This window comes from Leptospira licerasiae serovar Varillal str. VAR 010, assembly GCF_000244755.1.
GTDB classification, from domain to species: domain Bacteria; phylum Spirochaetota; class Leptospiria; order Leptospirales; family Leptospiraceae; genus Leptospira_B; species Leptospira_B licerasiae.
On record NZ_AHOO02000005.1, the window covers coordinates 884,808 to 909,876 of the forward strand.

26 protein-coding genes are annotated in these 25,069 nt (G+C 40.7%); 16 read left to right on the forward strand and 10 right to left on the reverse strand.

Annotated elements, in window-relative coordinates; translation table 11 throughout:
* The first annotated feature begins 209 nt into the window (after positions 1-209).
* Positions 210-590 carry a phasin-related domain-containing protein gene (locus LEP1GSC185_RS04565; RefSeq protein ID WP_008595019.1) on the forward strand — a complete coding sequence of 127 codons (381 nt, stop codon included), beginning with the start codon at positions 210-212 and terminating at the stop codon, positions 588-590.
* 84 nt (positions 591-674) lie between these two features.
* Here the strand turns inward: LEP1GSC185_RS04565 and LEP1GSC185_RS04570 are convergent, their stop codons facing one another.
* Positions 675-1,904, reverse strand: coding sequence for an aminotransferase-like domain-containing protein (locus LEP1GSC185_RS04570; RefSeq protein WP_008595674.1), 1,230 nt, complete (start codon positions 1,902-1,904; stop codon positions 675-677).
* A gap of 38 nt (positions 1,905-1,942) precedes the next feature.
* On the opposite strand from LEP1GSC185_RS04570, the gene LEP1GSC185_RS04575 reads away from it, so the two are divergent.
* From LEP1GSC185_RS04575 to LEP1GSC185_RS04600, 6 genes are all read left to right on the forward strand, one after another.
* Positions 1,943-3,367 (forward strand): aminotransferase-like domain-containing protein, encoded by a 1,425-nt coding sequence (locus LEP1GSC185_RS04575; RefSeq protein WP_008594706.1) that lies wholly within the window; start codon positions 1,943-1,945, stop codon positions 3,365-3,367.
* 42 nt (positions 3,368-3,409) lie between these two features.
* A complete protein-coding gene (locus LEP1GSC185_RS04580) occupies positions 3,410-4,429 on the forward strand; it encodes a DUF2804 domain-containing protein (protein WP_008595714.1) in 1,020 nt (339 codons plus the stop codon).
* Between the two features lie 6 nt (positions 4,430-4,435).
* Entirely contained in the window at positions 4,436-5,194 is a 759-nt protein-coding gene (locus LEP1GSC185_RS04585) for a PPK2 family polyphosphate kinase (RefSeq protein ID WP_008594714.1), read from the forward strand.
* Between the two features lie 119 nt (positions 5,195-5,313).
* On the forward strand, positions 5,314-5,685 hold the full coding sequence (locus LEP1GSC185_RS04590; protein WP_008594027.1) for a phasin-related domain-containing protein: 372 nt from the start codon (positions 5,314-5,316) through the stop codon (positions 5,683-5,685).
* 102 nt (positions 5,686-5,787) lie between these two features.
* Entirely contained in the window at positions 5,788-6,606 is an 819-nt protein-coding gene (locus LEP1GSC185_RS04595; protein ID WP_008594549.1) for a hypothetical protein, read from the forward strand.
* Complete coding sequence (locus tag LEP1GSC185_RS04600; protein ID WP_008593973.1) at positions 6,606-7,373, forward strand: glycerophosphodiester phosphodiesterase; 768 nt, start codon at positions 6,606-6,608, stop codon at positions 7,371-7,373. Before LEP1GSC185_RS04595 ends, LEP1GSC185_RS04600 begins: the two co-directional genes overlap by 1 nt.
* On the opposite strand, the gene LEP1GSC185_RS04605 is transcribed toward LEP1GSC185_RS04600, so the two are convergent.
* Positions 7,366-7,965 carry a hypothetical protein gene (locus tag LEP1GSC185_RS04605; protein WP_008595042.1) on the reverse strand — a complete coding sequence of 200 codons (600 nt, stop codon included), beginning with the start codon at positions 7,963-7,965 and terminating at the stop codon, positions 7,366-7,368. The genes LEP1GSC185_RS04600 and LEP1GSC185_RS04605 overlap by 8 nt on opposite strands.
* A 471-nt stretch (positions 7,966-8,436) precedes the next feature.
* Between LEP1GSC185_RS04605 and LEP1GSC185_RS04610 the strand changes: the two genes are divergently transcribed.
* The 3 genes from LEP1GSC185_RS04610 to LEP1GSC185_RS04620 all read left to right on the forward strand — a co-directional run bounded on the left by LEP1GSC185_RS04610 (position 8,437) and on the right by LEP1GSC185_RS04620 (position 10,685).
* Positions 8,437-8,721, forward strand: coding sequence for an LIC10235 family protein (locus LEP1GSC185_RS04610; protein WP_010513869.1), 285 nt, complete (start codon positions 8,437-8,439; stop codon positions 8,719-8,721).
* A 236-nt stretch (positions 8,722-8,957) separates the two neighbouring features.
* Positions 8,958-9,371, forward strand: coding sequence for a tetratricopeptide repeat protein (locus tag LEP1GSC185_RS04615; protein WP_008595542.1), 414 nt, complete (start codon positions 8,958-8,960; stop codon positions 9,369-9,371).
* Between the two features lie 96 nt (positions 9,372-9,467).
* Entirely contained in the window at positions 9,468-10,685 is a 1,218-nt protein-coding gene (locus tag LEP1GSC185_RS04620; RefSeq protein WP_008595689.1) for a Crp/Fnr family transcriptional regulator, read from the forward strand.
* Here the strand turns inward: LEP1GSC185_RS04620 and gmd are convergent.
* Together gmd and LEP1GSC185_RS04630 are read right to left on the reverse strand one after the other, a co-directional pair.
* Positions 10,682-11,704, reverse strand: a complete 1,023-nt coding sequence (gmd, locus tag LEP1GSC185_RS04625; protein ID WP_008594157.1) for a GDP-mannose 4,6-dehydratase — start codon at positions 11,702-11,704, stop codon at positions 10,682-10,684. The genes LEP1GSC185_RS04620 and gmd overlap by 4 nt on opposite strands.
* Before the next feature lie 99 nt (positions 11,705-11,803).
* Entirely contained in the window at positions 11,804-13,168 is a 1,365-nt protein-coding gene (locus LEP1GSC185_RS04630; RefSeq protein ID WP_175284888.1) for an MATE family efflux transporter, read from the reverse strand.
* Between the two features lie 108 nt (positions 13,169-13,276).
* Between LEP1GSC185_RS04630 and LEP1GSC185_RS04635 the strand changes: the two genes are divergently transcribed.
* From LEP1GSC185_RS04635 to LEP1GSC185_RS04655, 5 genes are all read left to right on the forward strand, one after another.
* Complete coding sequence (locus tag LEP1GSC185_RS04635; protein ID WP_008595678.1) at positions 13,277-14,602, forward strand: amidohydrolase family protein; 1,326 nt, start codon at positions 13,277-13,279, stop codon at positions 14,600-14,602.
* A gap of 1 nt (position 14,603) precedes the next feature.
* The gene (locus tag LEP1GSC185_RS04640; protein WP_008593717.1) at positions 14,604-15,377 is read left to right on the forward strand and encodes a hypothetical protein; all 774 of its coding nucleotides are present in this window, start codon (positions 14,604-14,606) and stop codon (positions 15,375-15,377) included.
* Between the two features lie 6 nt (positions 15,378-15,383).
* The gene (locus LEP1GSC185_RS04645) at positions 15,384-17,186 is read left to right on the forward strand and encodes a TrkH family potassium uptake protein (RefSeq protein WP_008594949.1); all 1,803 of its coding nucleotides are present in this window, start codon (positions 15,384-15,386) and stop codon (positions 17,184-17,186) included.
* 12 nt (positions 17,187-17,198) lie between these two features.
* Positions 17,199-17,888, forward strand: a complete 690-nt coding sequence (locus LEP1GSC185_RS04650; RefSeq protein WP_008594654.1) for a potassium channel family protein — start codon at positions 17,199-17,201, stop codon at positions 17,886-17,888.
* A 100-nt stretch (positions 17,889-17,988) separates the two neighbouring features.
* Entirely contained in the window at positions 17,989-18,687 is a 699-nt protein-coding gene (locus tag LEP1GSC185_RS04655) for a DUF4136 domain-containing protein (protein WP_008595461.1), read from the forward strand.
* Here the strand turns inward: LEP1GSC185_RS04655 and LEP1GSC185_RS04660 are convergent, their stop codons facing one another.
* The 6 genes from LEP1GSC185_RS04660 to LEP1GSC185_RS04685 all read right to left on the reverse strand — a co-directional run bounded on the left by LEP1GSC185_RS04660 (position 18,688) and on the right by LEP1GSC185_RS04685 (position 24,313).
* Positions 18,688-19,707 carry an aldo/keto reductase gene (locus LEP1GSC185_RS04660; RefSeq protein ID WP_008593575.1) on the reverse strand — a complete coding sequence of 340 codons (1,020 nt, stop codon included), beginning with the start codon at positions 19,705-19,707 and terminating at the stop codon, positions 18,688-18,690. It abuts the gene before it with no gap.
* 12 nt (positions 19,708-19,719) lie between these two features.
* Positions 19,720-21,636 carry a gamma-glutamyltransferase family protein gene (locus LEP1GSC185_RS04665; protein ID WP_008594917.1) on the reverse strand — a complete coding sequence of 639 codons (1,917 nt, stop codon included), beginning with the start codon at positions 21,634-21,636 and terminating at the stop codon, positions 19,720-19,722.
* A gap of 232 nt (positions 21,637-21,868) precedes the next feature.
* Positions 21,869-22,993 carry a hypothetical protein gene (locus LEP1GSC185_RS04670; protein WP_008594454.1) on the reverse strand — a complete coding sequence of 375 codons (1,125 nt, stop codon included), beginning with the start codon at positions 22,991-22,993 and terminating at the stop codon, positions 21,869-21,871.
* Positions 22,994-23,077: 84 nt separating this feature from the next.
* Positions 23,078-23,365, reverse strand: a complete 288-nt coding sequence (locus LEP1GSC185_RS04675; RefSeq protein ID WP_008595830.1) for an acylphosphatase — start codon at positions 23,363-23,365, stop codon at positions 23,078-23,080.
* 37 nt (positions 23,366-23,402) lie between these two features.
* On the reverse strand, positions 23,403-23,831 hold the full coding sequence (locus LEP1GSC185_RS04680) for a globin domain-containing protein (RefSeq protein ID WP_008595870.1): 429 nt from the start codon (positions 23,829-23,831) through the stop codon (positions 23,403-23,405).
* The gene (locus tag LEP1GSC185_RS04685) at positions 23,828-24,313 is read right to left on the reverse strand and encodes an RNA pyrophosphohydrolase (RefSeq protein ID WP_008594978.1); all 486 of its coding nucleotides are present in this window, start codon (positions 24,311-24,313) and stop codon (positions 23,828-23,830) included. The genes LEP1GSC185_RS04680 and LEP1GSC185_RS04685 overlap by 4 nt, the downstream gene beginning before the upstream one ends.
* A 173-nt stretch (positions 24,314-24,486) precedes the next feature.
* On the opposite strand from LEP1GSC185_RS04685, the gene LEP1GSC185_RS04690 reads away from it, so the two are divergent.
* Positions 24,487-24,918 (forward strand): SET domain-containing protein, encoded by a 432-nt coding sequence (locus tag LEP1GSC185_RS04690; protein WP_008593581.1) that lies wholly within the window; start codon positions 24,487-24,489, stop codon positions 24,916-24,918.
* Positions 24,919-25,069: the final 151 nt, after the last annotated feature.

Consider the following 25,069-nt stretch of genomic DNA (forward strand, 5'->3'; position numbering starts at 1 on the left):
TGTGCATAACCTGTAAATAACCCCGCACAAATCCCTTAAACGTCCATATCGCGTTAGAATTTCAGCAGATTTCTGCCATGTGCGTTGGATTACTCCAGTAGACTTAAATTCACTCTTTAAAACTTTTTTTCGTTTTTTGGTTGACTCCATTTGTGCTACGCACTACAAATGGATTGTGCGCCGCACAACGGTGTGCCAAGGAGCTAAAAATGGAAAAACAAATTCTAGATGTACTGAACGCAGGTCTTGGTTTGGTTAAAAGCGGACAAGAAGGTCTGGATAAAGCGAAAGCAGAATTTACTAAGAGTTTTCAAGAACTTGCAGCAAAAGGCGCTTCCGACAATTCAGAAGCATCTGTTCGTGTTCGTGAGTTCGTAGACAAATTCTTAAACGAAGCAAAAGAATTAACTACTGCTGCTACTAAAACCTACGAAGATTCTCGCGCTAAGGCACTTGAAGTTTATAACCAGATTGCAGAAGAAGCTAAGAAATTAGTTCCTGCTGAACAAATCGAAGCTATCAAGGCAAAATTTAGCGAAGTTACGGAGTCAGTTAAAAAACCTGCTGCTCCAACTAAAAAAACTGCTTAATAAAAGCCTTTTGAACCTCCCAATATCGGCGGGAGATTCTTCCCGCCGAGAATTTTTCCTCTTATCTGTTTTCGATCTTGCACTTCAAAAATTCGGAAGATTCTTATAAACCTCGAATAATCTTTCTATTCCTAACTTTGTCTCTTCTTCCGAGGCGTTGGAGAAGTTCCAGCGAAGATGATTTCTTTCCGGCTTACCGACAAAGAAGGATGATCCCGGAACTGTAGCGAGTCCCTTCTCTAAACATTTTTGGAAGAGTAGATCCGTGTTGATCTCTTGCGGGAACTCCAACCAATAGAATAGCCCACCCTTAGAAATTTGTAATGGAATTGAGTCTCCAAAATTATTCTTTAAATAAGAAAATGTATGAATCGCTTTTTTTCCATAAACACTTCGGATCAAAGATAAATGTTCTTCATACTTAGAAGAAGATACAAATCCGTACACTAATTCCTGATTCAAAGTCGGAGAATGTAAATCCATCGATTGTTTTTGTACGATCAGATCTTTCAGGATTCTTTTGGGTGCCTTGATCCATCCTACTCTCAATGCAGGCGCAAGTGTTTTGGAGAATGTTCCGATAGAGATAGTATGTTCCGGACCTAACTCACATAAAGAAACCGGAAGTTCTTCTTCGAAGTATAATTCTCTGTAAGCGGTGTCTTCTAAGATCGGAACCTCGTTTTCTAAAAGTAATTTCGATATGGAATTTCTAATCTCTAAAGAATATGAATATGCGGAAGGATTTTGGAAATCAGGGATGCAGTAAAAAAATTTAGGTTTTTCAGCGGAATTTCTCAACGCGTATTTTAATTCTTCAATATCGGGGCCTTCTTCCGTATAATTGATACCTAGGAAAGAAGGCGCATATGAGGAGAATACTTGGACAGCACCTAAATAACTCGGCCTTTCTAAAAGAATAGTAGAACCTTCTTCTATAAAGTAACGACTGAGAAGATCCAATGCTTGTTGGGAACCTGCGGTCAAAAGAATTTCATCCGCATTAGAACCGGGATAGTATCTTTCCGCAATCCAGGCACGTAAGTCGAAATGTCCCTGCGTATCAGCGTATTGGAATAGTTTTGAACCTTTTTTAGAAACGGATGTTTCGAAAATATTCCTTAGATCTTGGATAGGGAATAATGAATCGTCCGGAAGCCCTCCCGCGAAAGAGATCATTCCCGGAGTATCGATTACCTTTAAGATATCTCTGGTCACGGACGCAGGCGTTCGTTCAGTCCTTGTCGAAGGTCTGAAAATTTCGGAGCTATTTTCTAGAATTAACTTGCCCATCTTCTTATTCTGTTTATACATTAAATTGAGATTACCATACAGATACAGAAATTGTTTTTATGACCAATACAGATCGACTTATTACTAAATATTCTAAGATCGCAAACTCTCTGATCGGTAGGATAGAATCCGGAGAATTTCCTCCGGGTTCCAAATTACCTTCTCTTCGAAAAATCTGTTTATTTGAAGAGTGTAATCTTTCCACTGCCGTCGAGGCTTTTGGTATCCTTCAAGAGAGAGGTTTTATCAGCGGAAGAGAAAGATCCGGATATTTTGTTCTTCCTCGGCCTGAGTTATATCCAAAATATAAATTGGAAAAGCCTGTAAGAGTTCCGAATCCTTCTGTTCCGGAAGAGGTAAGTTCTTTGATGTCCGAACTTGCAGATCCCGGTTTTATTCCTTTTGGCGCGGCGGTCCCCGATCCTCAATTTTTGCCGTATTCTTCTTTGCAAAAAGCGTATAAGAAATCCTTAAAGGATTCTCAAGTTTATAAATATTCGGATGCGGCAGGAATTTTAGAACTTAGAAAAAAGATCGCGATCCGTTCTTCCGGTAAGGAGAGAAGAGTTCGTTCTGACGAAGTGTTCATCACTTTAGGTTGCTCCGAGGCGGCATTTTTGGCGTTGAGCCTTTCCACAAAACCGGGTGACAAAGTTGCGGTGGAGAGTCCTCTTCATTTTGTTTTGTACCAAATTCTTTCCGAATTAAAATTAAAAGCGATCGAGATCCCTACGGATCCTTTTACGGGTCTTGATCTTCAATCTTATATTTCCGTAATAAAGAAAGAATCTCCTAAGTTTCTCATAACCATTCCTACTTTTTCAAATCCAACCGGAAGCCTTATGCCTTTGGGCTCCAAAAGGGAACTTCTAAAAATCTCTTCTAAATACGGCGTAAAAATTCTAGAGGACGATATCTACGGGGACTTGCAGCATAACGGGGGTATTCGTCCTCCTTCTCTTTTGTCTTTGGATACGGAAGGGATCGTAACTCAGGTTTCTTCTCTTTCTAAATCCGTGAATCCAGGTCTTAGAATCGGTTGGATGATCAGTGATCAAATTAAAGTGGAGAATGCTAGGCGGCTTCGTTTGGCTGAGTCGATCTCTTTGCCTGCGATCCCTCAACTTGCTTCTTCCTATTTTATTGGATCTCTCGCTCATGAAAGACATTTGAGAGAATTTAGACGAAGGTTGGGAGGTTTGGTGCTTTCTTACGCGGATTCCTTTTTGGAATATTTTCCTAAGGGAACCAAGGTCGCGATTCCGAAAGGAGGATTTCTTCTTTGGATAGAACTTCCTAAAGGTAAAGATTCTAGAGTTCTTAGATTCCAAGCGGCGAAAAAGAAGATCAGTATAGTTCCGGGTAATCTTTTCTCTCTTTCCGGAAAGTATGTGAATAATTTCCGGATCAATGCAGGAATTCTTATGGGACCCAAAGTGATCTCCGCCATCCAGACACTCGGAAAAATCGCAAAAGAAATTTAGATTGTGAGTCGGTACAGGCTCCAAGTATTGTCTATTGCGACCATGAATTTAGAAACAGAAATCCAACAACCTACCATTTTATGCGACCCTTCCGGTAAAGTGAATCGGAATGCGATCGGCTGGTCCAAAACTCCCTTACACAGATGTAATGTAAAAGGCCACTGGCTTCGTAAGAAAAAATGGAATTATTGGTGCTTTTATGATCAAAACTTTTTGGCTTCTTTCACTGTTTCGGATATCGATTACGCAGGTGTGATCTTTTGTTATTGGTTGGATAGAAGGACCGGAGAATTCCAGGAAGCGACCGTAATCACTCCTTTCGGCAAAGGTACCATGCTTGGACAAACCGTTTCCAGCAACGCTCGTTACGAAGGTAAAGAAGGGTTTCTGGATTTCCAGATGGACGAAGACGGAAATTACAAGATCAAAGTGGACTTTCTGAAAGGAACACGCAAATCCATCCAAGCCGATCTTACATTACAAGTTCCTAATCAATGGGAAAGCCTGAACGTTGTGGTACCTTGGACTCGAAATCGTTTTCAATTTACACATAAATTATTCGGATTGGGGGCAAAGGGAAAAGTTACAACTGCTTCTAAATCTTACGAGTTCAATCCTAAGGATTCGTTCGGAGTTCTGGATTATGGAAGAGGTGTTTGGCCTTATTTTAGCAAATGGAACTGGGCATCTATGTCTTATCGTCCGGGTGGGAACGAAGTTTATGGAGTGAACTTGGGGGCAGGTTGGACCGACGACACCGGGACTACCGAAAATGCTCTTTTGATCAACGGTAGAATTTATAAAATTCCTTCCGTGATCGCTTTCGAATTCGATAAAAAAGATCCTAAAAAACCTTGGATGATCTATTCCAAGGAAAGTAAAGCGGTGGAACTAGTGTTTACTCCCGATTTTCACAGAAAGGCGTATTCTAATATGGGTTTAATCTCTTCTAAAGTAAATCAGATGATCGGAAGTTTTGATGGCGTTTTCCGAATAGGTAAAAGTGAATTTAGGATTGAAGGTGGACAAGGCTGGGCAGAAGATCATATCGCTCGCTGGTAGGTTAGAATGATCCAACTTTCCGAATACTCAACAGAACCGGACAAGGACCTTTCCAAAGAAAAAGCGGAAGAACTTCGTCTTACGGAATTGGCAAGGATAGAAGAGTTACAGATCCGTCTTTTCGCTAGTAAAAAGAAATCCTTGCTCATCATTCTACAAGGAATGGATGCTTCCGGAAAAGACGGAACGGTCAAAAAACTTTTTTCGGTTTTAAATCCTTTGGGCTGTACTTGTAAAGCTTGGAAAGCGCCCACTCCGGAAGAATTGAGTCGAGATTTTCTCTGGAGGATCCACAAGGAACTTCCTCAAAAGGGTTGGATCCAAATTTTCAATCGTTCCCACTACGAGGATATCTTGGTGCCTTTTGTTTCCGAGAGTCTATCCAAGGATAAGCTCAAAGAAAGATTAGAGTTCATTGATTCATTCGAGGAATTTGTATCAAAAGAAAACCAGACCCATATTCTGAAATTCTTCCTGCATATCTCTCGAGAGGAGCAGATCAAGAGAATAGAAGAAAGATTATCCAATCCGGAAAAGAATTGGAAGTTCGATCCAAGCGATCTAGAAGCTCATAAAAACTTCAAAAAGTATCTAGGAGCTTACGAATGGATATTTTCCCATTCTAAGGATCGTTTTCCTTGGGTGGTCGTTCCTTCCGACAAAAAATGGTACAGGGATTATCTAATCGCTAAGTATGTTCGTAAAGAATTGGAGAATATGGATCTCAAATATCCTAAGTTGGAAGTTCAACCGGGCGGAACCTAGGCCGACTTCTTTTTCATTTTTTTCCAAATTTTTGTAATTTAGAGGTTGACCTCTTTGGTGCGGTGCAATATGAATGGTTTGTGCGCTGCACCAAAATTGCGGCGAAACAGGAGAGAAAAATGGAAAAACAACTGTTGGACATTCTTAACGCCGGAATCGGACTTTTGAAATCTGGACAAGAAGGATTAGACAAAGCGAAAGTAGATTTGGAAAAAACCTACGGAGAATTAGTAGCTAAAGGCGCTGCAGACAATTCTGAAGGTTCCGTAAAAATTCGCGAAACAGTGGATAAACTTTTGAACGAAATCAAAGAAGTTTCTACCGTTGCTGGCAAAAACTACGAAGAAACTCGTGGCAAAATCGTTGAGAAGTACAATCAAATCTCCGAAGAGATCAAAAAACGCGTTCCGGAAGGACAATTGGATGCTGTTAAAGCTAAATTGACCGAAGTAGCTGAAACCATCAAAGCTACTGCAAAAGGAAAAGCTTAATTTCCGACCGAGCGGGCGAAGGGAGACCTCGCCTGCTAATTTCTTTCCCTTCCTCATTTTCCACTGCTTGACATTTTCTTTTTTCGGGTGTCTTTGCTAGGGATGTTCTCACCAAAAAAACCGGTCTCACCGTTTTTTCCGATCTTATTTATCCTTCTTCTGAGTATCTTATCTTCGGAGGGTTGGACCCAAACTACGGAACCTTCTCCGGATAAAACTATAGAGCAAAAACCCAGTCCTATGAATGGACTTCCTCCTGAAAAAACTCCAACCGGACCGAGCCAACCGGAACTGAGGGAAAAATTTAAGAACCAAATCAGCGGTTTTGCATTTGGCCGATCCGAAAAATATTATTCTTTTCAGATCGCCAGAATGTTGGATTCACAATGGGCAATCGGACTTAACGGTTACACTAACTCTTATGTGAATCGTTTTGATAACGATACGGCATATTCTTATTTTCTTCCTCCTCATGATTTTTATGGGAGATTGAGAAATCATCAAGAGAAGTATTGGGGAGGAGCGTTCTTTGTCCAAAGGTTCATTGCAGATTCTCCCTTTTTTGTTTCTTTTTGGTTAGGAAGGGAACATTACCAAAAGAACCAAACTGCTCTTTATTGGGAATCCGCCGGTAACACGTATCGTTTCGAAAAGGATTCTTATAGTTCCGGTCCAAGGAATTACGCGGGCTTCGGTGTAGGATTCAGATTTCAAACTACATCCGGTCTGTTTTTCGGCTGGGAAGGTGTATGGAGTTGGTATTCTCCTTATCATAATTCATTCTCCGTTTCCGATCTGTATTATTCGGATAGGACTGCAAGTATCGGAGATCTATTATACAGAAAATACGCGTATCAGAATTCCGAAAGATTGCCAGGCTCTAGCTTCGGTCTGAATCTTTTTGTGGGTTGGGCTTTCTAATGGATTTTGATCCGTTCGTTCTCCCTAAACCTTGGGTGATCGCTCATAGAGGAGATAGCGGAGAATATCCTGAAAACACAATGAGCTCTTTCCGAAATGCCGTGGAACTCAAAGCGGATTGGATAGAGTTGGATATCATCCATTCTTCCGATGGAAAGATAGTAGTCATTCACGATGATACTTTGGATAGGACTACGAATCAAAAAGGAGAAGTGAAACTTCTTCCATTTAATACGATCCGCAAAGCGGATGCAGGCTCTTGGAAAGATCCAAGATTTAAAGGGGAGAAGGTCCCGGATCTTTGGGAGGTCTGGGATTATTTAAAGTCTAAGAATATCGGATTGAATGTGGAGATTAAATCAGGCGCCTACGAAGAGATCCCGATCGATACTCCGATTGAACAGGAATTGATAGACTACACTAAACAAAATTCTCTTTTTCATAAATCATTATTCTCTTCTTTCTGTTGGGAATCATTAGCGCGTATTCGGGAGTTATCCGTAGACGCAAAACTTGGCATCTTGATCGGAGAAGAAACTTCCTCTTGGATGGAAGCATTGGAACTCGGTTTTAGATTGAATGCATTTAGTTTGAATCTTTCCGCAAGAGGTCTGGATAAAGAAACTGTTTCGAAGATTCAAAAAGAAGGATTTAACGTTTTGGTTTATACGCTGAATACGGAAGAAGAACTGAAGTTCGGAATAGATCTAGGGGTAGACGGGATCTTTACGAATTTTCCAAAAAGAATGAGATCCTTGCTTACTTGATCTCTATTCTTGCAAATTGATCCAGCTCAACCTGCCAATGCTCTATCATATTTTTTAAAACTGTTACTACCTTTTCGGAAGGAACATCATAATTGTCGGAGGAGAATGCGTCGGTCTCTTTAAAGCCGGTTACATTCTTCAAGTCTTCGCCTTCCGCTCTGAATCTATAGATCTCAAATTCTTCTGCGCCTCTTGCTTCTCCGTTTTTAATGAAGAAAGGTTTGATCAGGCTCATTCTATATTTTCCAAAACGAAATCCCTGTAAAGATTGCAGGAATTTATAAGTTCCAAGAGCTAATTCCAACTTCATATGATCTGAGTATTTTTCAGAGCCCAGGAATGTGAGTGCGGAAGTTCCTCCGAATCCTAAATAGACTTCGAATTTAGTTCCCTTCTCGTCTTGTACTTTGACTAGATCGATTTCTTTTAACCTTTCGCCGAATAAGGAAAATGCTGCCATTTTGATCTTTTCCTCTTCGCTTAACTGCGCGTCGGAAAGTATCGTTTTTACTTTCTCTTTAGGTGATTTAGAGCAATAGGATAAATGGGAGAACGCCAGAAAGATGAATAATATGTGAACGATTGTTTTCATAAAAATTCTAAAACCGATCTGCCAAATAATATGACTGATTTTTTAAAAAAAATCTATCGTTAAAAATGCAATTTTGGCGTTCAAGCCTTCAAGTAACGATTTTTTAGAGGAGTTAATTTCTATCGCCTTTATCCCTTAAGGCTCGGCTTTTCATCGTTAGTCTAAATCTTTTCGTTCCGTTTATAATCACCTAATCTGATCTCCGTTATATGTCAGAGCTATGGAAATAAATTTCCATATTTATTGAGAATTGATGTAAAACGACCTAACGTTGACTTGAGGGAAATAATCGATTATTTTAATTGTTAATCGTTAGCCGAAACAGGTAGCCCCCCAGACGAAGAAATTTATTAAAAAAACAGCAACCTAATGCGAGTTTTGTCAAAAAATTTTATGCAGTGTTATACGGAAAATTAAAAACACTTTACTAACTTTGTTGGAATATAACTGTTGTTACGTCAGTTAACATTTATGAAACCAAAGAAAGTCACTAACGATGATTTGGAAAAGATCATCGCCGGGGTAAAAACTCAAGCTGTCGAAGCGATCGGTAATTACCTCTACAAAGGATTTCGGATTCAGGTTAGTAAGTACAACCTGTCTGGGGCGGAGAGGGTTCAGCTCCTTTATCAAAGGAGAAGGAAAGAAGGTCTTTGTATCGTCTGCGGCACTAAAGTAGGTAAAAAAAATCCGTCTACTGGCAGGTTGTATCGCCTCTGCGAATTCCACCGGAAGAAAATAGATAAAAAAAAGTAATTCATAAAATCCGGAAAACGACTGATAATCTATATAGAGCTTAGCTCTGGTAGGTACTCTTGTTTTCCGGATTTTATTTTAAGGGCATACATTCTCCTTTTTTCTTGAACGTGGCTTTCAGACCGTTCGCCCTCTCTCGGATCCTTGTCCTCTTCCTTCTTATTTTTTCATTCTCCTTCTCCGTATTTGGCCAAGGGGAAAATCCCTCCAAACAAGGGCCTTCCGATCCTGACATTTTGTTTCGGATCGCGGAAGAAGCATATAAGGACCGTCGCTTTTATAAAGCAGCGGAAAGTCTTCGTAACTTCCTGGTTCTTTATCCTGGAAATTCTAAAAAAAACAGGGTGCTTAGCCTTCTCAAAGATTGTTTTCTAAAGTTGGATCGTCCTGAGAAAGCTTTGGAAGTGAGTCTGGACCTTTATAAAATGGAACCGACTGGAGAATTCGGGTTAGAATCCTACTTGGAAGCCGGGCGCCTACTAGCCAAGATGGGAGAAATCGACCAGGCGAAGCAGATTTTCTCCTCAATTTGTAGACAATCTTACTCCAGAGCGATGGCAGAAAAGGCTGCTCTGGAATTCTCCGGTATCGATCTACTTTCGGATGGGGAAGAATCTTCTCCGGAAGGGGAATCTTGTCGCGAAAAATAAGGAAATACTCGGATTTCGGTCCGAATTCCCTCATCACGAGCCGATACTAGTTTATAGTTGAATTCCCACGGAAGAAATTTTTAATCTCTGGTAAGTATGTCCAACGGCTTCTTTCAAATCGTGAATTACCCGAAAGGGTCCTATGTCATCGTCGAAGGCAAGAAAGAAGCCCATAATTTCTTTATCATCCGACAAGGCAAGGTCAGGGTCGCCCGTGAGAACCAAGTAGTAGGCGAGGACCCGAACCAACTTTTGGGACCTGGAGATTTTTTCGGAGTGGTTGCTGCAATGAGCCAGCACGCTCAGATCGAATCCGCAATCGCTCTAACTGATGTTTCTTTAATTCAAGTTAGTTACGACCAGTTCGGAACTCTGATCCAAAAAAATACTCCGGTAGCAATGAAGATCATTCGCTACTTCTCTATGAAACTCAGACAGTTCGACTCTACGATCACTCGTCTGTCTTTTCGTACAGCGGTAGAAGAAGATCCGAACCAGTTGTTCGCGATCGGAGAATATTACTTTAACCAAAAGAATACTCTTCACGCCGCATACGCTTTCCAAAAATATCTGCAATATCTTCCTAACGGTCAATTTGCCACTCAGGCCAAACTGAAATTACAGACTGTTAACCAACCGGTTGCCCCTCCTCCGATAGATTATACAAAGTTTAACCGTGCATACGGCGATAACGAGATGATCTTCTGCGAGCACGAGCCTGGTAGAGAATTATACATCATCCAACATGGAAGAGTAAAGATCACCAAGATCGTGGACTCTAACGAAGTGCTTCTCGCAGTTTTACAAAGCGGGGACATTTTTGGAGAGATGGCACTCTTAGATAATAAACCTAGATCTGCTTCTGCAATCGCTTGGGGAGAAGTTCAGTTACTTGCGATCAACAAAGCCAACTTTGAGGGAATGGTTAAGGCCCAGCCTCAATTGGCGACTAGGCTGATCACCCTTCTTTCCGAAAGGATTTGGACCGCTTATAAGCAGCTTGCTAACTTGCTTATTTCAGATCCTCAGGGAAGGATCGCAGATACATTGCTCACTCTTGTTGAGAAGAACAGAGTTAAGGTCATTCCTAAATCCACTTATAATTTCGAGATCGGTACTAAGGACTTGATCAAGATGGTTGGATTGACTTATCCTAAAGATGAGAACCTGGTTCTGGATCTGATCTCCAAAAACAAATTTATCAAATTAGATCAGGGAAAAATTTCCTGCACGGATCTTGTGGAATTAGAAAAACTAGTACAAGCATTCCGTAAAAAATCGCAGATAGACGCTAAGATCAAAAAACGCGCTTAGATATTGATCCCAACTGTTTTGCAGTCTGCCTTGATCATGATCTCTACTAGTTCCTTGAACTTGACCTTAGGTTCCCAACCAAGTTTAGCCTTTGCTTTTGCCGGATCTCCGATCAGAAGATCAACCTCGGTTGGTCTGTAAAAAGAAGGATCTACTTCTATCAAAAGTTTGCCGTCCTTCTTATTATAACCTTTCTCTTGGTCTCCTTTACCTTTCCATTCTACTTGGATGTCCAGATGTCTAAAAGATTCTTCTATAAATTCTCTGACTGTATGTGTTTCGTTTGTCGCTACTACATAATCGTCCGGCTCCGATTGTTGTAACATCATCCACATCATGTTTACGTAATCCGGTGCGTAACCCCAGTCTCTTTTTGCATCCAGGTTTCCTAAATGGATTGGGCCGCCTTTTCCGGAAACCAAGCCTGCGACACCTAGGGTGATCTTTCTGGTTACGAAACCTTCTCCTCTTCTTGGAGATTCGTGATTGAATAAAATTCCGTTGGAGGCATGCAATCCGAATGCTTCTCTATAGTTTACTACAGCCCAGTATGCGTATAATTTCGCGACTGCATAAGGTGATCTCGGATAGAATGGGGTTTTTTCGTCCTGAGGAACAGCCTGTACTTTTCCGTACAATTCGGAAGTAGAAGCTTGGTAGAATCTGGACTTTACTCCGGTTTGTTTGATGGCATCTAAAATCCTTAAAGTTCCGACCGCATCCACTTCTGCAGTGTATTCGGGAACTTCGAAAGAAACTCCTACGTGAGATTGAGCAGCTAAGTTATAAATTTCGTCCGGCTGGACTTTTTCTAAAACCCTGTTTAGGTTACTTGAATCGGTTAAGTCTCCATAATGAAGAAAAAGGTGAGGGTTCCCTCTAAGATGTTCTATCCGGTCCCGGTTCAAAGAACTGGTTCTGCGGACGATCCCGTGCACTTCGTATTTTTTTTCTAAAAGAAGTTCTGTAAGATAGGATCCGTCTTGTCCGGTGATCCCTGTAATAAGCGCCTTTTTCATTCTGGAACCAAAAACCCCGGCTTTGCTATTGGGGCAAGAAGGATTAGATTATTAAACTGGTCTGAAAATCCAAGTTTTGTAGGACTTCCTACAAAGCATTTAAACCGTCCCTTTTACCCAATTTTTCTTTCTAAATTCATAGAAGAAAATTAAGGAAAGTGAAGCGATCCAAACGAATATTGCGGCCCATAGTCCAAGAGTCCCACCTTTCCATACGATCCCGAAAAGATAAGATAAAGGAAGCATTACCATATAAGTGAGAAGAATATAGATCCTAAAGACATAGTTCTGTAAACCGGCCCCTCTCAGGGCGGCACCGATTACCATATGATATGCGTCCCCTATCTGGATGATTCCCAATAATAGAAGCACCGGATAACATTCCTCTACTAGGGCTTGGTCCCTGGTCATCGTATACACGATCGTTTTCCCTAAGAAGATAAAACATAGACCTATAAATCCCATTACGTGTGCAGCGATGAATGCCGCACGAAAAGCGGAATGGTAAGCCAATTTGTATTTTTTGGCTCCCATTGCCTGGCCTAGGATTGTTGTGGCAGCTACTCCAAATGCGTAACCGGGTAAGAACGCAAAACTTAGGGTGGAAAACAGAACGTTGGATGCAGCAACCGCAAGTACGGAGATCAATCCTTGGATCTTGGAGAAGATCACGAATGCAACGTTGACTAAACCTTCTTCAAAACCTGGAGGAATTCCCACTTTAAAAATCTCTATTAAGTGTTCTTTGGTTGGTAAAAGTTTTACTCCTTCGAAATATTTCCCTAATTTATAATAAAAAAAGAATATAGGGAATACTAAGAGCCCTGCGAACCCTGCGATGGAAGAAGCAAGACCGGCTCCTCCGATCCCCATAGGAGAAAATCCCAAGTTTCCATAGATCAATATCCAGTTAAAGATTATGTTTGCGATAGTGGTTACTGCCATGGAAACAAAACCTGCTTTGGTTAGCCCAAGGCCGTCCATGAATCCTCTGAAACAGAACCCTAAAAAATAAAAAGCGCTTCCTATAAATCTAAAATATAAATATTCGCTTCCGAGCGCGTTAACCGTCTTTTCAGGACCGATCCAAAACATGATCCATTCTGAAACCCAAGGTCCTAATATGGATAAAAAACATCCCAAAAGTACGGAGAGATAAAGTGTAGAAACTCCAACCTTACCGATCTCGGATATTCTACCTTCTCCAAATCTTCTTGCTACTATGATCTGTACTCCCATTGAAAATCCGATTAGGAATGCAACAAGAGTGTAATAACATGTCCCGCCTATGCCTATAGCAGCGATTGCATTTTGGCCGAGGTATCCTACCATAACCGTATCGGTTATCCAAACCAAAGATTGGCTTAACATTCCAAAAACAACAGGCAGAGCTAAGGAAAGGATTTTTAGGTTCAATCGACTCGGGCGATATAGTTTGAGTATTTTTTTATAGAATGGAGCCAAGTAGTTTCCAGCTTTGAGAGGAGGGTTGTGCAAACAACATTTTTTCCGCGAAAAACGGTTTATCCCGGTAACGAGAGAGTTAAGATGACTTAAAAGCGTAGAAGATACATGGATTCGAATTTAGGATTTGTAGACCTTCATAATCATCTATACGGTAGTCTGAAACCGGAACTACTTAGGCAAATGGGTTTGAACAATCCTTCTCCTCGTTGGGAAATTTTTACGAAACCTTTCCAAGAACTGTATGGAAAGTCCATCAATACTGAAACATTCTTCGAAGATCATAAGTCTTTGGAAGATTTTAAAAAGATCTACTTATTTAATCACCAAGGCCCTTTTCCTGAATTCCAAGCAAAGTTTAATCTAATCATTGCTCTTTCTAAATTCGATCCTCAAGAGATCAAATTCGTATCCAAACATATAACTAAGGATCAATACGAAGAAGGAGTCGTATTCGGTGAATATCGCATAATGTATTCTCCGCTTGATACTTACGAAGGTATTTATTCCAAAACTTTAGCCGCTTGCGAAGGATTTGAAGAAGCCGAGTCCGAACTTTCCGGAAGGGCAAAATCTCGGTTGGTAGTTTCCTTGCATAGGGATGGTGAGGTTTTTAAAGAATACGAAATGTTAAAGGAGATGATGGAAAAAGATCCCCTCATCAAAAAGTATCTAGTCGGATTAGATTTTTGTTATATTGAAGAAGGATTTCCGCCTAAAGGTAAAAGAGAATTTCTAAAAGAAGTTCAAAAAGATAATATTGCGGAAAATTCCACAGCGCTTACAGTTCTTTATCATGTGGGGGAATCTTTTTTGGACAAAACTCTTCTCTCTGCATCTCGCTGGGTAGTGGAATCTGCGGAATGGGGCGCTCACAGGCTAGGACATGCAATCGCAGTAGGCTTGGATCCGAATGCGTATCTTGGGAAAAAGGTTTTAGAACCTGTCTCCGAAAGGGAAGATACTCTCAGATTTCAATTAGATCATTGGGAAGAAATTTCCAGATATGGAGAATTGCCTCCTAAAAAAAGATTGGAATCGGAATTAGATTCGATCCGACATAAGGAGAAGGTAGAAATTTCCGTTACTGAAAATCTGGTCTCTGAAACAAAGGCATTTCAAGAGTATTGTATGGATCGGATCAAAAATACGAATGCAGTCATCGAATCTTGTCCCAGTTCCAACGAGTATATTGGAATGGTGCGAGATAAAACTCATCATCCTTTAGTTAGATTCGCTCGTAATGATCTAAAATTTACCATCTCCACCGACGATCCTGGGATTTTCGGGACCAATATCAAAGAAGAATACGATAAGGCGGGAAGTTTGGGATTAGACGCTATACTTTTGGAAAAAATCAGAAAGGACTCTTTTCAATATACATCCGAAATTCTTTCCGGAAGAATAAGATCAGAACAAGGAGCAGTCCTATAAAATGAGATCTTTTTCCGGCTTAAACAAGCTCCTTACTTTTTGTTTTCTCTTTGTTTTCTCTTTTCCGATCATTTCCCAGAACCAAAGTGATTTTTCGGATCCGTACGATTATAATTTAAGAAATTATAAAGATGAAAAATCTCCCGACGGATTTAGGGAATATTCCATTCCGCCTAAAATGGATAAACCTGCCTTAGTAAATCCTAGAAATGTGCAAGTTCCTTTCCAAACGGGTTTACCTACCACTTCCGGAAGCCAAGGAACCAGGAGAACTACGAACCCGGTGCAAGGCAGAGGCGATGACGGGCTTTTTAATCCGGTCACTGGGGAAGTAAATACCGAAGCCTTACAAAGACAGCAAGACCAAGCAAGAGATCGCAAAAGAAAATTAGAAGAATTCGGTAGCGAGCCACAACCTTATACGGAATCCAGGCTTCGCCGTTTTTCTATCATATTTTTTATGACGCTGCCAATCGCTGCAGGTGTGACGTATGGTGCGTTAGCCGCTGCTGAACCAGGTTATCAAAAAACTTTCGAGGGAGGATGGATCGTTTTCGGTGTCGCCTCTACACTAGCATTGACGAATGCATGGCTGGATTTAAGAGACTATGATCGTATGAAGTTGGAGAACCAACCACAAAGTCCTACTCCCAACCCGACTGTGCCTGATAAACTTTCCGAAACGATACATCCAAGGGCGATCCCAGGATATGGATTGTATTCCAGAAATTTCGAGTATAGAATGGAATTCGAATTTTTCGGCACTCGTTTTTGATAGAATATGAATTCTTTTTTAGATCCCGACTTGCGGACCAAATTAGTTTCCGAATGGGGAAGGATCTCGCTCTTCTTTGAGGAGAATATCAAACCTTTCTTAAGATTTATATTCGGTGTTTTGGGGATTGTTTCCCTTTTTATACTGATATTTTTGTACGGATTTTATTATCCTCCCCAATGGATTCATCCACTTCGTTTAGTTACCATGACTATAGTTTGGTATTTGGTAATTTACGAATGTTTAAGCTTTCTATTCACTTTAACTCCATATCGTTCTTATTTAAAGTTTCATAAGATAGAAGCAATTGTAGTTTTAGTAGTACTATTACAATTCTTCTTAGAGGAAAAAATAGAATCCATTCTTTCCCAACAAAGAACGGAAGAGGTCATACTTTTATTCTTATCTTTAAGTCAGTTAACTTTGGCTTTCGGAGGGTTTGCGCATTTTTTGAGAAGGGCCAGACTTTCTCTCGGAAAAATTTCTCCTTCATTGGTGATGACGGGAAGTTTTGCGATCCTAATCTTTTTGGGGACCGCTGCATTATGCCTTCCGAGAGCGGAAGCGAGACCGATCCAATTAGTGGATCTTTTTTTTACGGCGGTAAGCGCAGTATGTGTCACAGGTCTTAGCACCATAGATGTTTCACAGGATTTAACCGGGACTGGACAAGTAATCTTGATGGTCCTTGTTCAACTCGGCGGTTTAGGGCTTATGACCTTGACGGTATTCTTTGCATTGGTTTTAGAAGGGCAGGTTTCCGTAACGGAAAAACTGATCGTCAAAGATCTATTTAGCCAAGAATCCATCGGAAGAGCGGGTTCGATCTTAAAACAAGTTGCTTACCAAACATTTGCGATAGAAGGGATCGGTTCAGTCTTCCTTTATCTAACATTCCCAAAAGAACTCGGATTTTCCCAAAAGGAACTTATCTTTCAATCGATCTTTCATTCTATAACAGGATTTTGTAACGCAGGTTTTGCCCTTTTTTCAAAAGGCCTAGCGGAGCCTTATTTTAGAGAATCATATTCATTTCTTTCTACCTTGATGATCTTGATTGTGTTCGGCGGTTTAGGGTTTCCTACTGTGAATCAGCTTTTAAAGAAGATCAGATTTAACGGAGAATCTTTTCGATATCGTTTTTCCCTAGGCTCTAAGCTGATCCTGATCATGACTCTATCTTTATTGATCTTCGGTTGGATATCCTACTGGGTATTAGAAAGAAACTTTAGTTTGAAGGATTTGAGTTGGTACGACCAAGCGTTTCACTCTTTATTCTATTCAGTCACTACAAGGACAGCGGGATTTAATACTTTGGATACTTCTACCATGGGGATACCAATGGTATTCGTGAGTTTATTTTTAATGTGGGTGGGCGCTTCCCCTAATTCTACGGGAGGAGGGATTAAAACTTCCACGTTGGCGCTTGCGTTCTTACAGTTTTATCAATTTTTTACGGGAAAAGAAAGAGTGGACGTTTTCGGAAGGACCGTCGCGGAAAATTCTCTTTCCAGGGCGTCGGTTGCGATCGTACTTTCCATGTTTATAATATTTCTGGGGATCTTCTTTATAGTCTGCTTCGAAAAACCTTTTCCTTTTCTGGATATTTGTTATGAAGTGGTTTCCGCTTATGGGACTACTGGTCTTTCAAGAGGGATCACTTCTAAGTTTGAGACTCCCGGAAAATTACTTTTATGTTTTGTAATGTTTGTGGGAAGAGTAGGGGTATTGACGGTATTATTAGCTTTTGTTCCAAAACGGAAACCTAGAAGATATTGGTATCCTGAAGAATACGTCGTAGTCGGTTAGAGGAAGGTTCGAATGAGAAAGAAAAGGGTCGCAGTCATTGGCCTAGGAGACTTCGGGATAGAACTCGTAAAGAGATTGTATGAAGACGGACAAGAAGTTACGGCAATCGATCAGGACAAAAACAAAATAGATCGTATCAGAGAATTCTCCACATATTGTGTAGCGATAGATTCCACGGATGAATCGGAATTGAAAGAGCACGGTTTGGATGAAATGGACGCTGTAGTTTTGGCTATCGGAGATAATTTCGAAAATCTGATCGTGACTGCGGACGCTTTGAAGAAGATCGGAGCAATCAATATATTTGCCCGTTATCAATCCGATCTTAACAAAAGAGTTTTGCAGATGTTGGGAATAGAGAACTTATTCAATCCGGAAGAACGGGCTGCTCATTCTATGGCAGAACAACTTGCGAATAGTAGTGTAAAAGATGTTACCTTGCTCGGACAAGATTATCGAATTTTGGAGGCTATGGTCCCAAAACATATGCAGGGCAAGACAGTACAAGGTGCAAAGCTCAGAGAAGATTGGAATTTAAATCTGATCACAGTCAAAAGACCCAAAAAGACCAGACGAAAATCGGATCAAAGAGACGAGGAAGTTTTAGGGATTCCTTCTCCGAATCTTGTATTGTCGGAAGGAGATATCTTAGTTCTGTTCGGAAAAGCTGAGGATCTGGAACAGATGATTGGAAATCGTTAACTAAGTTTTTTATACTTTTGAGCAAAACTATCGAATTTTAAATGAAAACGATCCGATTTGGGAGTAAAATTGAATCCAATCCGGTCGAAAGAATATAATGATGAGAGTTCTGATCCTTTTGCTACTATTAGGATGTAATTTTTGTTCTCCTCTCCAGGTAAAGTCCCAGGTAGAGGTAGAAAGATCAGATCATATCCGTTACTACGAAAAAACCTACGCATTTCTTCCGTTCTTCGGCCAAGCTCCTCCCATTATCATCCGTGAAAACGAGGATCTAATACGAGAAAAACTTGCTGAGAAGGGATACAGAGAAGTAGATATCTCAAGAGCGGATCAATTAATACATTATGATATTTTAATTTTTCCGAGAGGTAGCGTGATCGATCATAAAGCGGACTTAGGCGCCTTCGGAGGATGGACCAGCGCAAGAGGAATGAGATACCATTCTTACGGAGGAACTTCCAGTAGATTGGCGGCTGTGCCTATTTTAGGAAGTGTAGGAGGGTATTCTCCGTTTGCATTTATGGGAAATTTCGGCAATTCCAGAATTTCAGGTGCCAGTCCTTATTACGAAAATTTTTACGATGTGATCTTTAAATTAGTGATCTATGACGGAAAACGTTATAGAGGACTTCCTTCCAGTGTACTTTTAAAAGCGAACGTGGAAGGAGAAGGTAGATCCGGACCGATGTTCGATGTTATCCCTTATCTGATCACCGGCTTTTTTAAATCATTTCCTAATTTCGCAGGAGAAAAGAATGAAATCATCTCCGAAGAAGAAGTTTGGAGAGGGCATTGATCATCCCATCGGATACGGTATTTTTTTAGATACCTCGTCTATCTTTTTCAGAATATCGTCTGACAAGATCAGGTCCGCGGCCTTTAAACTTTCTTCCAATTGTTCTACGGTGTTAGCTCCAATAATGGTAGAAGCAACATAATCATGTTGTTTGGACCAAGCGACTGAAAGAGTGGTCACGCTAATTCCTGCCTCCTTCGAGATCTCTATCAATTCCTTTGTAGAAGCAAGAGTTCCTTCGTTCAGAAAGCGATTTGCCATTCTTCTTTGTCTTTCTGTCGGAAGATTTGCATAACGTGTAAACCTTGCATTTTCGGGTGGAGTGGGCCCATTGTATTTTCCAGTCAATACCCCTCCTGCTAATGGAGAGTAAGGAAGAAGGCTTATTTGTTCTCTTCTGCATATATCAGAGAGGGCGTCTTCGAATCTTCTGTTTAAGATACTGAAATTATTCTGGATGGATTCGTATTTGGCGAGTTTGTTCGTGTGGGAAACTTCTAAACTTTTCATAGTTCCCCAAGCGGTTTCGTTACTGCTCCCTATATACCTAACTTTACCTTCGTCTATCAATTCGGTCAAAGCTTCTAACGTTTCTTCATATCCGAAATCATGGTCAGGCCAATGAGTTTGGTATAAGTCTATATAATCTGTTCCGAGTCTTTTTAAACTTCCTTCGATCGCTATTTTTATATTTCTGCGATCTAACGCAGTCTTACCTTCTCTTACCGGAGGAGTGAACCATCCATGACCGGGGCCGCAGACCTTAGTTGCGATCAGGATAGATTCTCTCTTTTTAGTCTTTAACCAATTGCCGAAAATTTTTTCAGTGGCATGAACATACTCCGCTTCCGGAGGAACAGGATAGATTTCCGCTGTATCGTAAAAATCTATCCCGGAATCGAAGGCCTTGTTCAAAATTCGATGAGCTTCTTTCTCGTCGCAACTAGAACCGAAAGTCATAGTTCCCATACAAATTTCGGAAACCACCATTCCCGTTTTTCCAAGCCTTCTTTTTTTCATTCTTTCCTCTTATTATTTTCCTTCCGCCCAGGATTCTTTTCGTGGGTCGGCTCCGCCATATAAAATCCCTGTTTTAGGATCTTTTAAAGAAATACAAGGAGCCCCGAAGTCATATTCCCATTTTTCTCTCTCTTTGACTTCGTAGCCTAGAGCTTCGAGCGCTTTTCCTTCTTTTTTATAGATCTCTTCTTCTAATTCTATTCGCCCCGGATAATATTTATGAGGAGAGAATGCGTCTGGCCAGTTCAAGGAACGGAAACGAGGCGCGTTAACAGCTTCTTGAGGATCCATGCCGAAAACCACTAAATTTAAGAATACCTGGATTACTGCCTGGGTTTGCATGTCTCCGCCTGGAGTCCCAAAGCTCATCCAAAATTTCCCATCCTTAAATACCATAGACGCGTTAGGCGTAATCGTCGGTCTTTTTCCGGGAACCAAGGCGGATGGATGGTTCGGATCTAAACGGAATTGTGTCATTCTAATCCCTAATGTGATATCACCCTCGATGATCGGGGATTGAGGGAAATCACTCGGAGTTAGAGATAAAGAATTTCCTTTAGAGTCGATGATGCTCAAATAAGTTGTATCTCTTCCTATTTTTCCGGATTCCGTTCTTTCCCAAAAGTTTGGAGTAAGATCGAAGAAAGGTTCTTTATTCAGCGCGACAGAATCTTCCTTTTGATATGCGATCTTTTTCGCGTTAGCAGGAGATTCGAATAAGAATGGATTTCCAGATGGGGGAGTTTTTCCGAACGCTTTAGATTGTAGTAGTTTTCTTCTTTCTGCAGCATATTCTTTACTAAGTAGGCCCTTTTCCGGAACGGAAACGTAAGCGGGATCTCCAAAATATTTTTCGCGATCAGCCATCGCTAACTCGATTGCCTGCACGACAGTGTGAACATATTCCTTGGAGTTATGGCCCATTGACTTTAGGTCTATCCCGTCTAAAATTTGTAGAACGATCGGAACGACAGCTCCTTGGTTCCAAGTACGATTCGAGAAGATCGTATAGGGTCCATAATTTCCTTGCAAAGGAACTTCCCAATCCGCGCTGTACCTAACCAGATCCGATTTTACCATTGTGCCATCATGCTCTTCGTGGGCTTTGGCGATCTTATCCGCTATCGGCCCTTTATAAAAATAATCTCTCAGAGCTTCCAGGGAATCCGCACGGTTTTTTCCGGAAGAAGAGGCGAGCCTTTCCGCCTCCGCCAACTCTTTCAGTGTAGCGGATAACGCAGGCCTTCTGAATCTTTCTCCAGGATGAAGAGGTTTCCACCATTTATCTCCCACATAAATTTTTGCATTGTATGGGAGTAAAAATTTAAGGCCCAATCTTTTGAGAACTCCTATGTTTAGATTTCTCATTAAAATTCTATGAACCGGAAAACCTTCTTCCGCAATTTGTATGGCAGGTTTACTTACTTCTTCAAAAGATTTTGTACCGTATTTCTTTAGTAAAGCTACGATCACATCCGGAGAAGCCGGGACCAATTGAGAGGAATATTTTAACATTGGGATATAATCATGCCCACGTGATTTGAAATATTCGATTGTGGCCTTTGCAGGTGCAGTCCCTACTCCGATGTAGCTATGGACTTTTTTGTCGGCCTGATCGTAATAGAGTAAAGGAGCTACTCCCGGAAAAGAAGCTTCTTCTCCTTGTGTTACGTTTAAAACTAAAAGAGCTGCCACTCCTGCATCTGCAGCATTCCCACCCTTCTCTAAAATTTCCAAAGCGGCTTTGGTGGCTAAAGGATGACCGCTTGCTACCATTAACTTAGAACCTTGGGCGGTAGGTCTTTCCGTATGATACGGATCTTGGAAACTTATGGTCTCTCCAGGTTGGGAAGTCGCGTAATAGAATACAACAAGAACTAGAACGACGACTAATATCCCTGACAAAGAATACGCTAGGATTTTTTTCATGATCTCCTCTTCAATGCGAGAGGATCTTTCTAATTCTCACGAAAGAACGAGCAAGAATTTTTTATATTCGAAAGTTCTGAAAGGAATGAACGGAATTTATAACTTTTAAACGGTAGTAGCGGTCGCCGCGTTTGGGATCTCGCGGTATTGACGTAGAGGCAAGAAATGAGACTTTCCGAAACCAACCGAGGCTGCATCATAAAAATATAATGCAACTTGTTAAAAAATTCAGTTATTCCAGAAGTTCTACTTTTCCGGAAATTGGAGCAATGGAACGGATCTTATCTTTTTTATAATCTAATTCGTATAGAGTATAATTATTATAGGGTCTGTATTCCTGATCTTTGGATTGTTTTACAAATTCAGGATCTCCTAAGAAGTAAACGGACCCGTTTTTAACAACGGGAAAACATCCCACAAAGGAAGAATCGTATCTTTGTTTGGTTTTTAGATCTACAACTACTATGTTTCCTAATTTTCCGTCGGCTCTTTCGGTAAAGGAGATCACTTTTCCTTCCGGACCGAAGCTAATATTCACCTGTTCCCTATTTTCCTTAGGTTCTTTGGATTGAGGGTTTACGGGAAATGGATAAAACGGGTCCAAGAAGGTAATCAATTCTCCGGTTAAGGACGGAAGTTTATAAAGTTTGTTTTCCTTGTCGGTCGCTATACGCACTAAAACCAGATCTTCTGCAATAGAATACACATCGGTGATCTGCAATTTTCCGCTTTCGATCCAAGCTAGAGTTTTTAATTCGGAAGTTTCGAGAGAATACTTATGGATCGGAACTCTGAGAGATTCTTCTCCATGTTCCGAGTAACGTACTTCGTTACCTATCAATACAAGATTTTTTTGGTCCGGAGAAACGAAAGGCTGGTAACCGGGGAGTGATTTTATCTCCTTCTCTTTTTCGTAATCGTATAAAACGGTTTCCCATCTATCCGAATTTTTTCTAGAGAAGATCACAATGGATTTATCTTTTAAAAAGCCGCTGTTGCCTGGAAATGCGTCTCTTGTTCCTTTGATTGTTTTAACTTTAGAGTTGGTTAAGTTCAATAAGTTCAGTTCTTTGGAAGTTCTAAAAAGAATATAGTTTTGTTTTCTAAAGACCGGGATCCCTTTCTCTTGGGTGCCTGTATAAACCAATCCGGTTTTTCCGTTGATGGACGAAATAGAAATGAGTCTTAAAATACCCTTATCTTCTTGGACCGCATATACGGGGCTCATAAAAGAAACGGGAGTAGGAGTTACTGAGAGGATCGGATCTTGAAGGATCGATACGATAAAGACAGAACCTAAAATTCGGAAGAGAGCAAGTTTCAGAAAGTTATTTTTATGTATATCCTTCGCTTGCATACAGTCATTCTCCGAAAAAATCCAGGTTTCGTCAGTAAAATTTATCCGATCAACTCGGATCGGTTTCCTAACCGGAAAATTAGATCAACGTTTGATCTCGAAAGTCCTAAACGTACCTTTAGCATCTTCCCATTGGATTGTAGCTTCCGTTACTTTAGCTTTAGAAGGTCCTCTTTGGACTGCTTTGTACAAATCTTCTATAAAAACTTTGTCTCCTTCCACCACTACTTCAACTTCTCCTGTCGGAAGATTCATAGTGTAACCTTTTAGTCGGCATTCTTGCGCTCTTTGTAGCACAAAATATCTAAAACCAACTCCCTGTACGGTTCCTCGGATCCTAATTTTTGCTCTAGATTCGTTTTTCGCAGCCATTCAGTTATTGGAACTCCTACAACTAAATTATACTCCCTCATTCTTGAGAAGAAGCCTTATTTACCATCCAAGAGGAGAAATCCTGCAAAAACTGCCAAAGTATCTCTTTAGATTCTTCGTCCGCTTCCCAATCTTTTATCGCTTTGCGGTAACAGGAAAGCCATACCCTTCTTGCTTTTTCGTCGATCGGAAAAGGAAGATGTCTCGCTCTCATTTTTGGAGGTCCATATTTTTGAACATAATAGGGCGGACCGCCGAGAACTTGTACCATAAAGTCCGCTGACTTTACTTTACTTTCTTCGAGATCTTCCGGAAACATCGGACGAATTTCGCTAACTGCTATTTGATCATAGAAAACGGAAACAAGTTCCCTAATGGAATCTTCTCCAACTTTTGCGAATAATTCTCTGAGACGAGGACTCGGAGGAGGAGGTCCTCCGGGTGGAGTATAAAATGTCGCGCTCATGCAGAAGGTCCCTTCTTCATAAAATCCAAGATCTTAGGTTCGAACTCATGGACCAATTTTTGGTACACGTCTTTTTTAAAGGAGACCACGGTCGAAAGGCATTCTTTAAAAGGAATGAACTTAACTCTTTCAAATTCTTGTTCATGAGCCGTTAGATCACAGTCTTCCGCTTTACCGTTCCAGTATAGAAGATACCATTTTTGGGTTTGGCCTCTATACTTTTTTAGATTAGAGCTTAAATGTAAGGACTCAGGAAAATCATAATTGATCCAACTAGGATATTCATAGATGATCTTAGCGTCTCGGATGCCTACTTCTTCCAAAAGTTCTCTTTGAGCGGCAGAGTTAGGATCTTCTCCATCATCTATTCCACCTTGAGGAAACTGCCAAGAGCCTTTAAAATTCAGTCTCTCTCCTACTAAAACCTCTCCTTTAGAGTTGAAGACCACCATTCCCACGTTCTTTCTATACGGTTTGTCCATCTTAGTAGAGATTTACATCATATATTCGAGAGACAAGCCTATAAAAAAAATGGACCTAAAGTAATACACATTTAGTAGAAAAACATGATAAATCAATTGCGGATGGACAAAGAGAGGGCATAAGATTCTTTGGATTAATATTCCGATTCCAAAAGGAGGATATGTTTCTCACGATGTCGGTCAGATATAAAATTCGCAGACCTCGAGTATTTTCAGAGAAGGATTTCGAAATTAGGGAATCCGAGATACCCGGAATCGGAATGGGACTGTTCTCCAAACAAGACTTAGTCAAGGGCGATACTATCGGATTTTATACCGGTAGGGTGCTTAACGATAAGTCGGCAAACTCCGCTAAATACTGTGAGTCCAAATATTTACTTTGGATCTGCAAAGATCATTGGATCTATGGAGAAGGTAAAGAGTCCAACTATACCCGTTATATCAATCATAGCTCCAAACCGAATGTAAAGTTAGTAGTATCCACTCGTTGGAAGACTGCAAGATTCGAAGCAATGCGTAAGATCAAGGCGGGAGAAGAATTATTCTTCGATTATGGAGACGAATATTGGATCCATATAGATATTTCTCCAGTGGAACAAAACTAAGTTTTACTTTGACGCTATCAATTCCCGTTTAACAACGAATAGCCCGGTTTTTTTCCCATCAGAAACAAAAAGTTTCGGGGATCTTAATCATTAATTTTGATCCTATTTCCTGCAAAGAGTGGATTCCCTTTAAACAAAAAGGAATATTGGA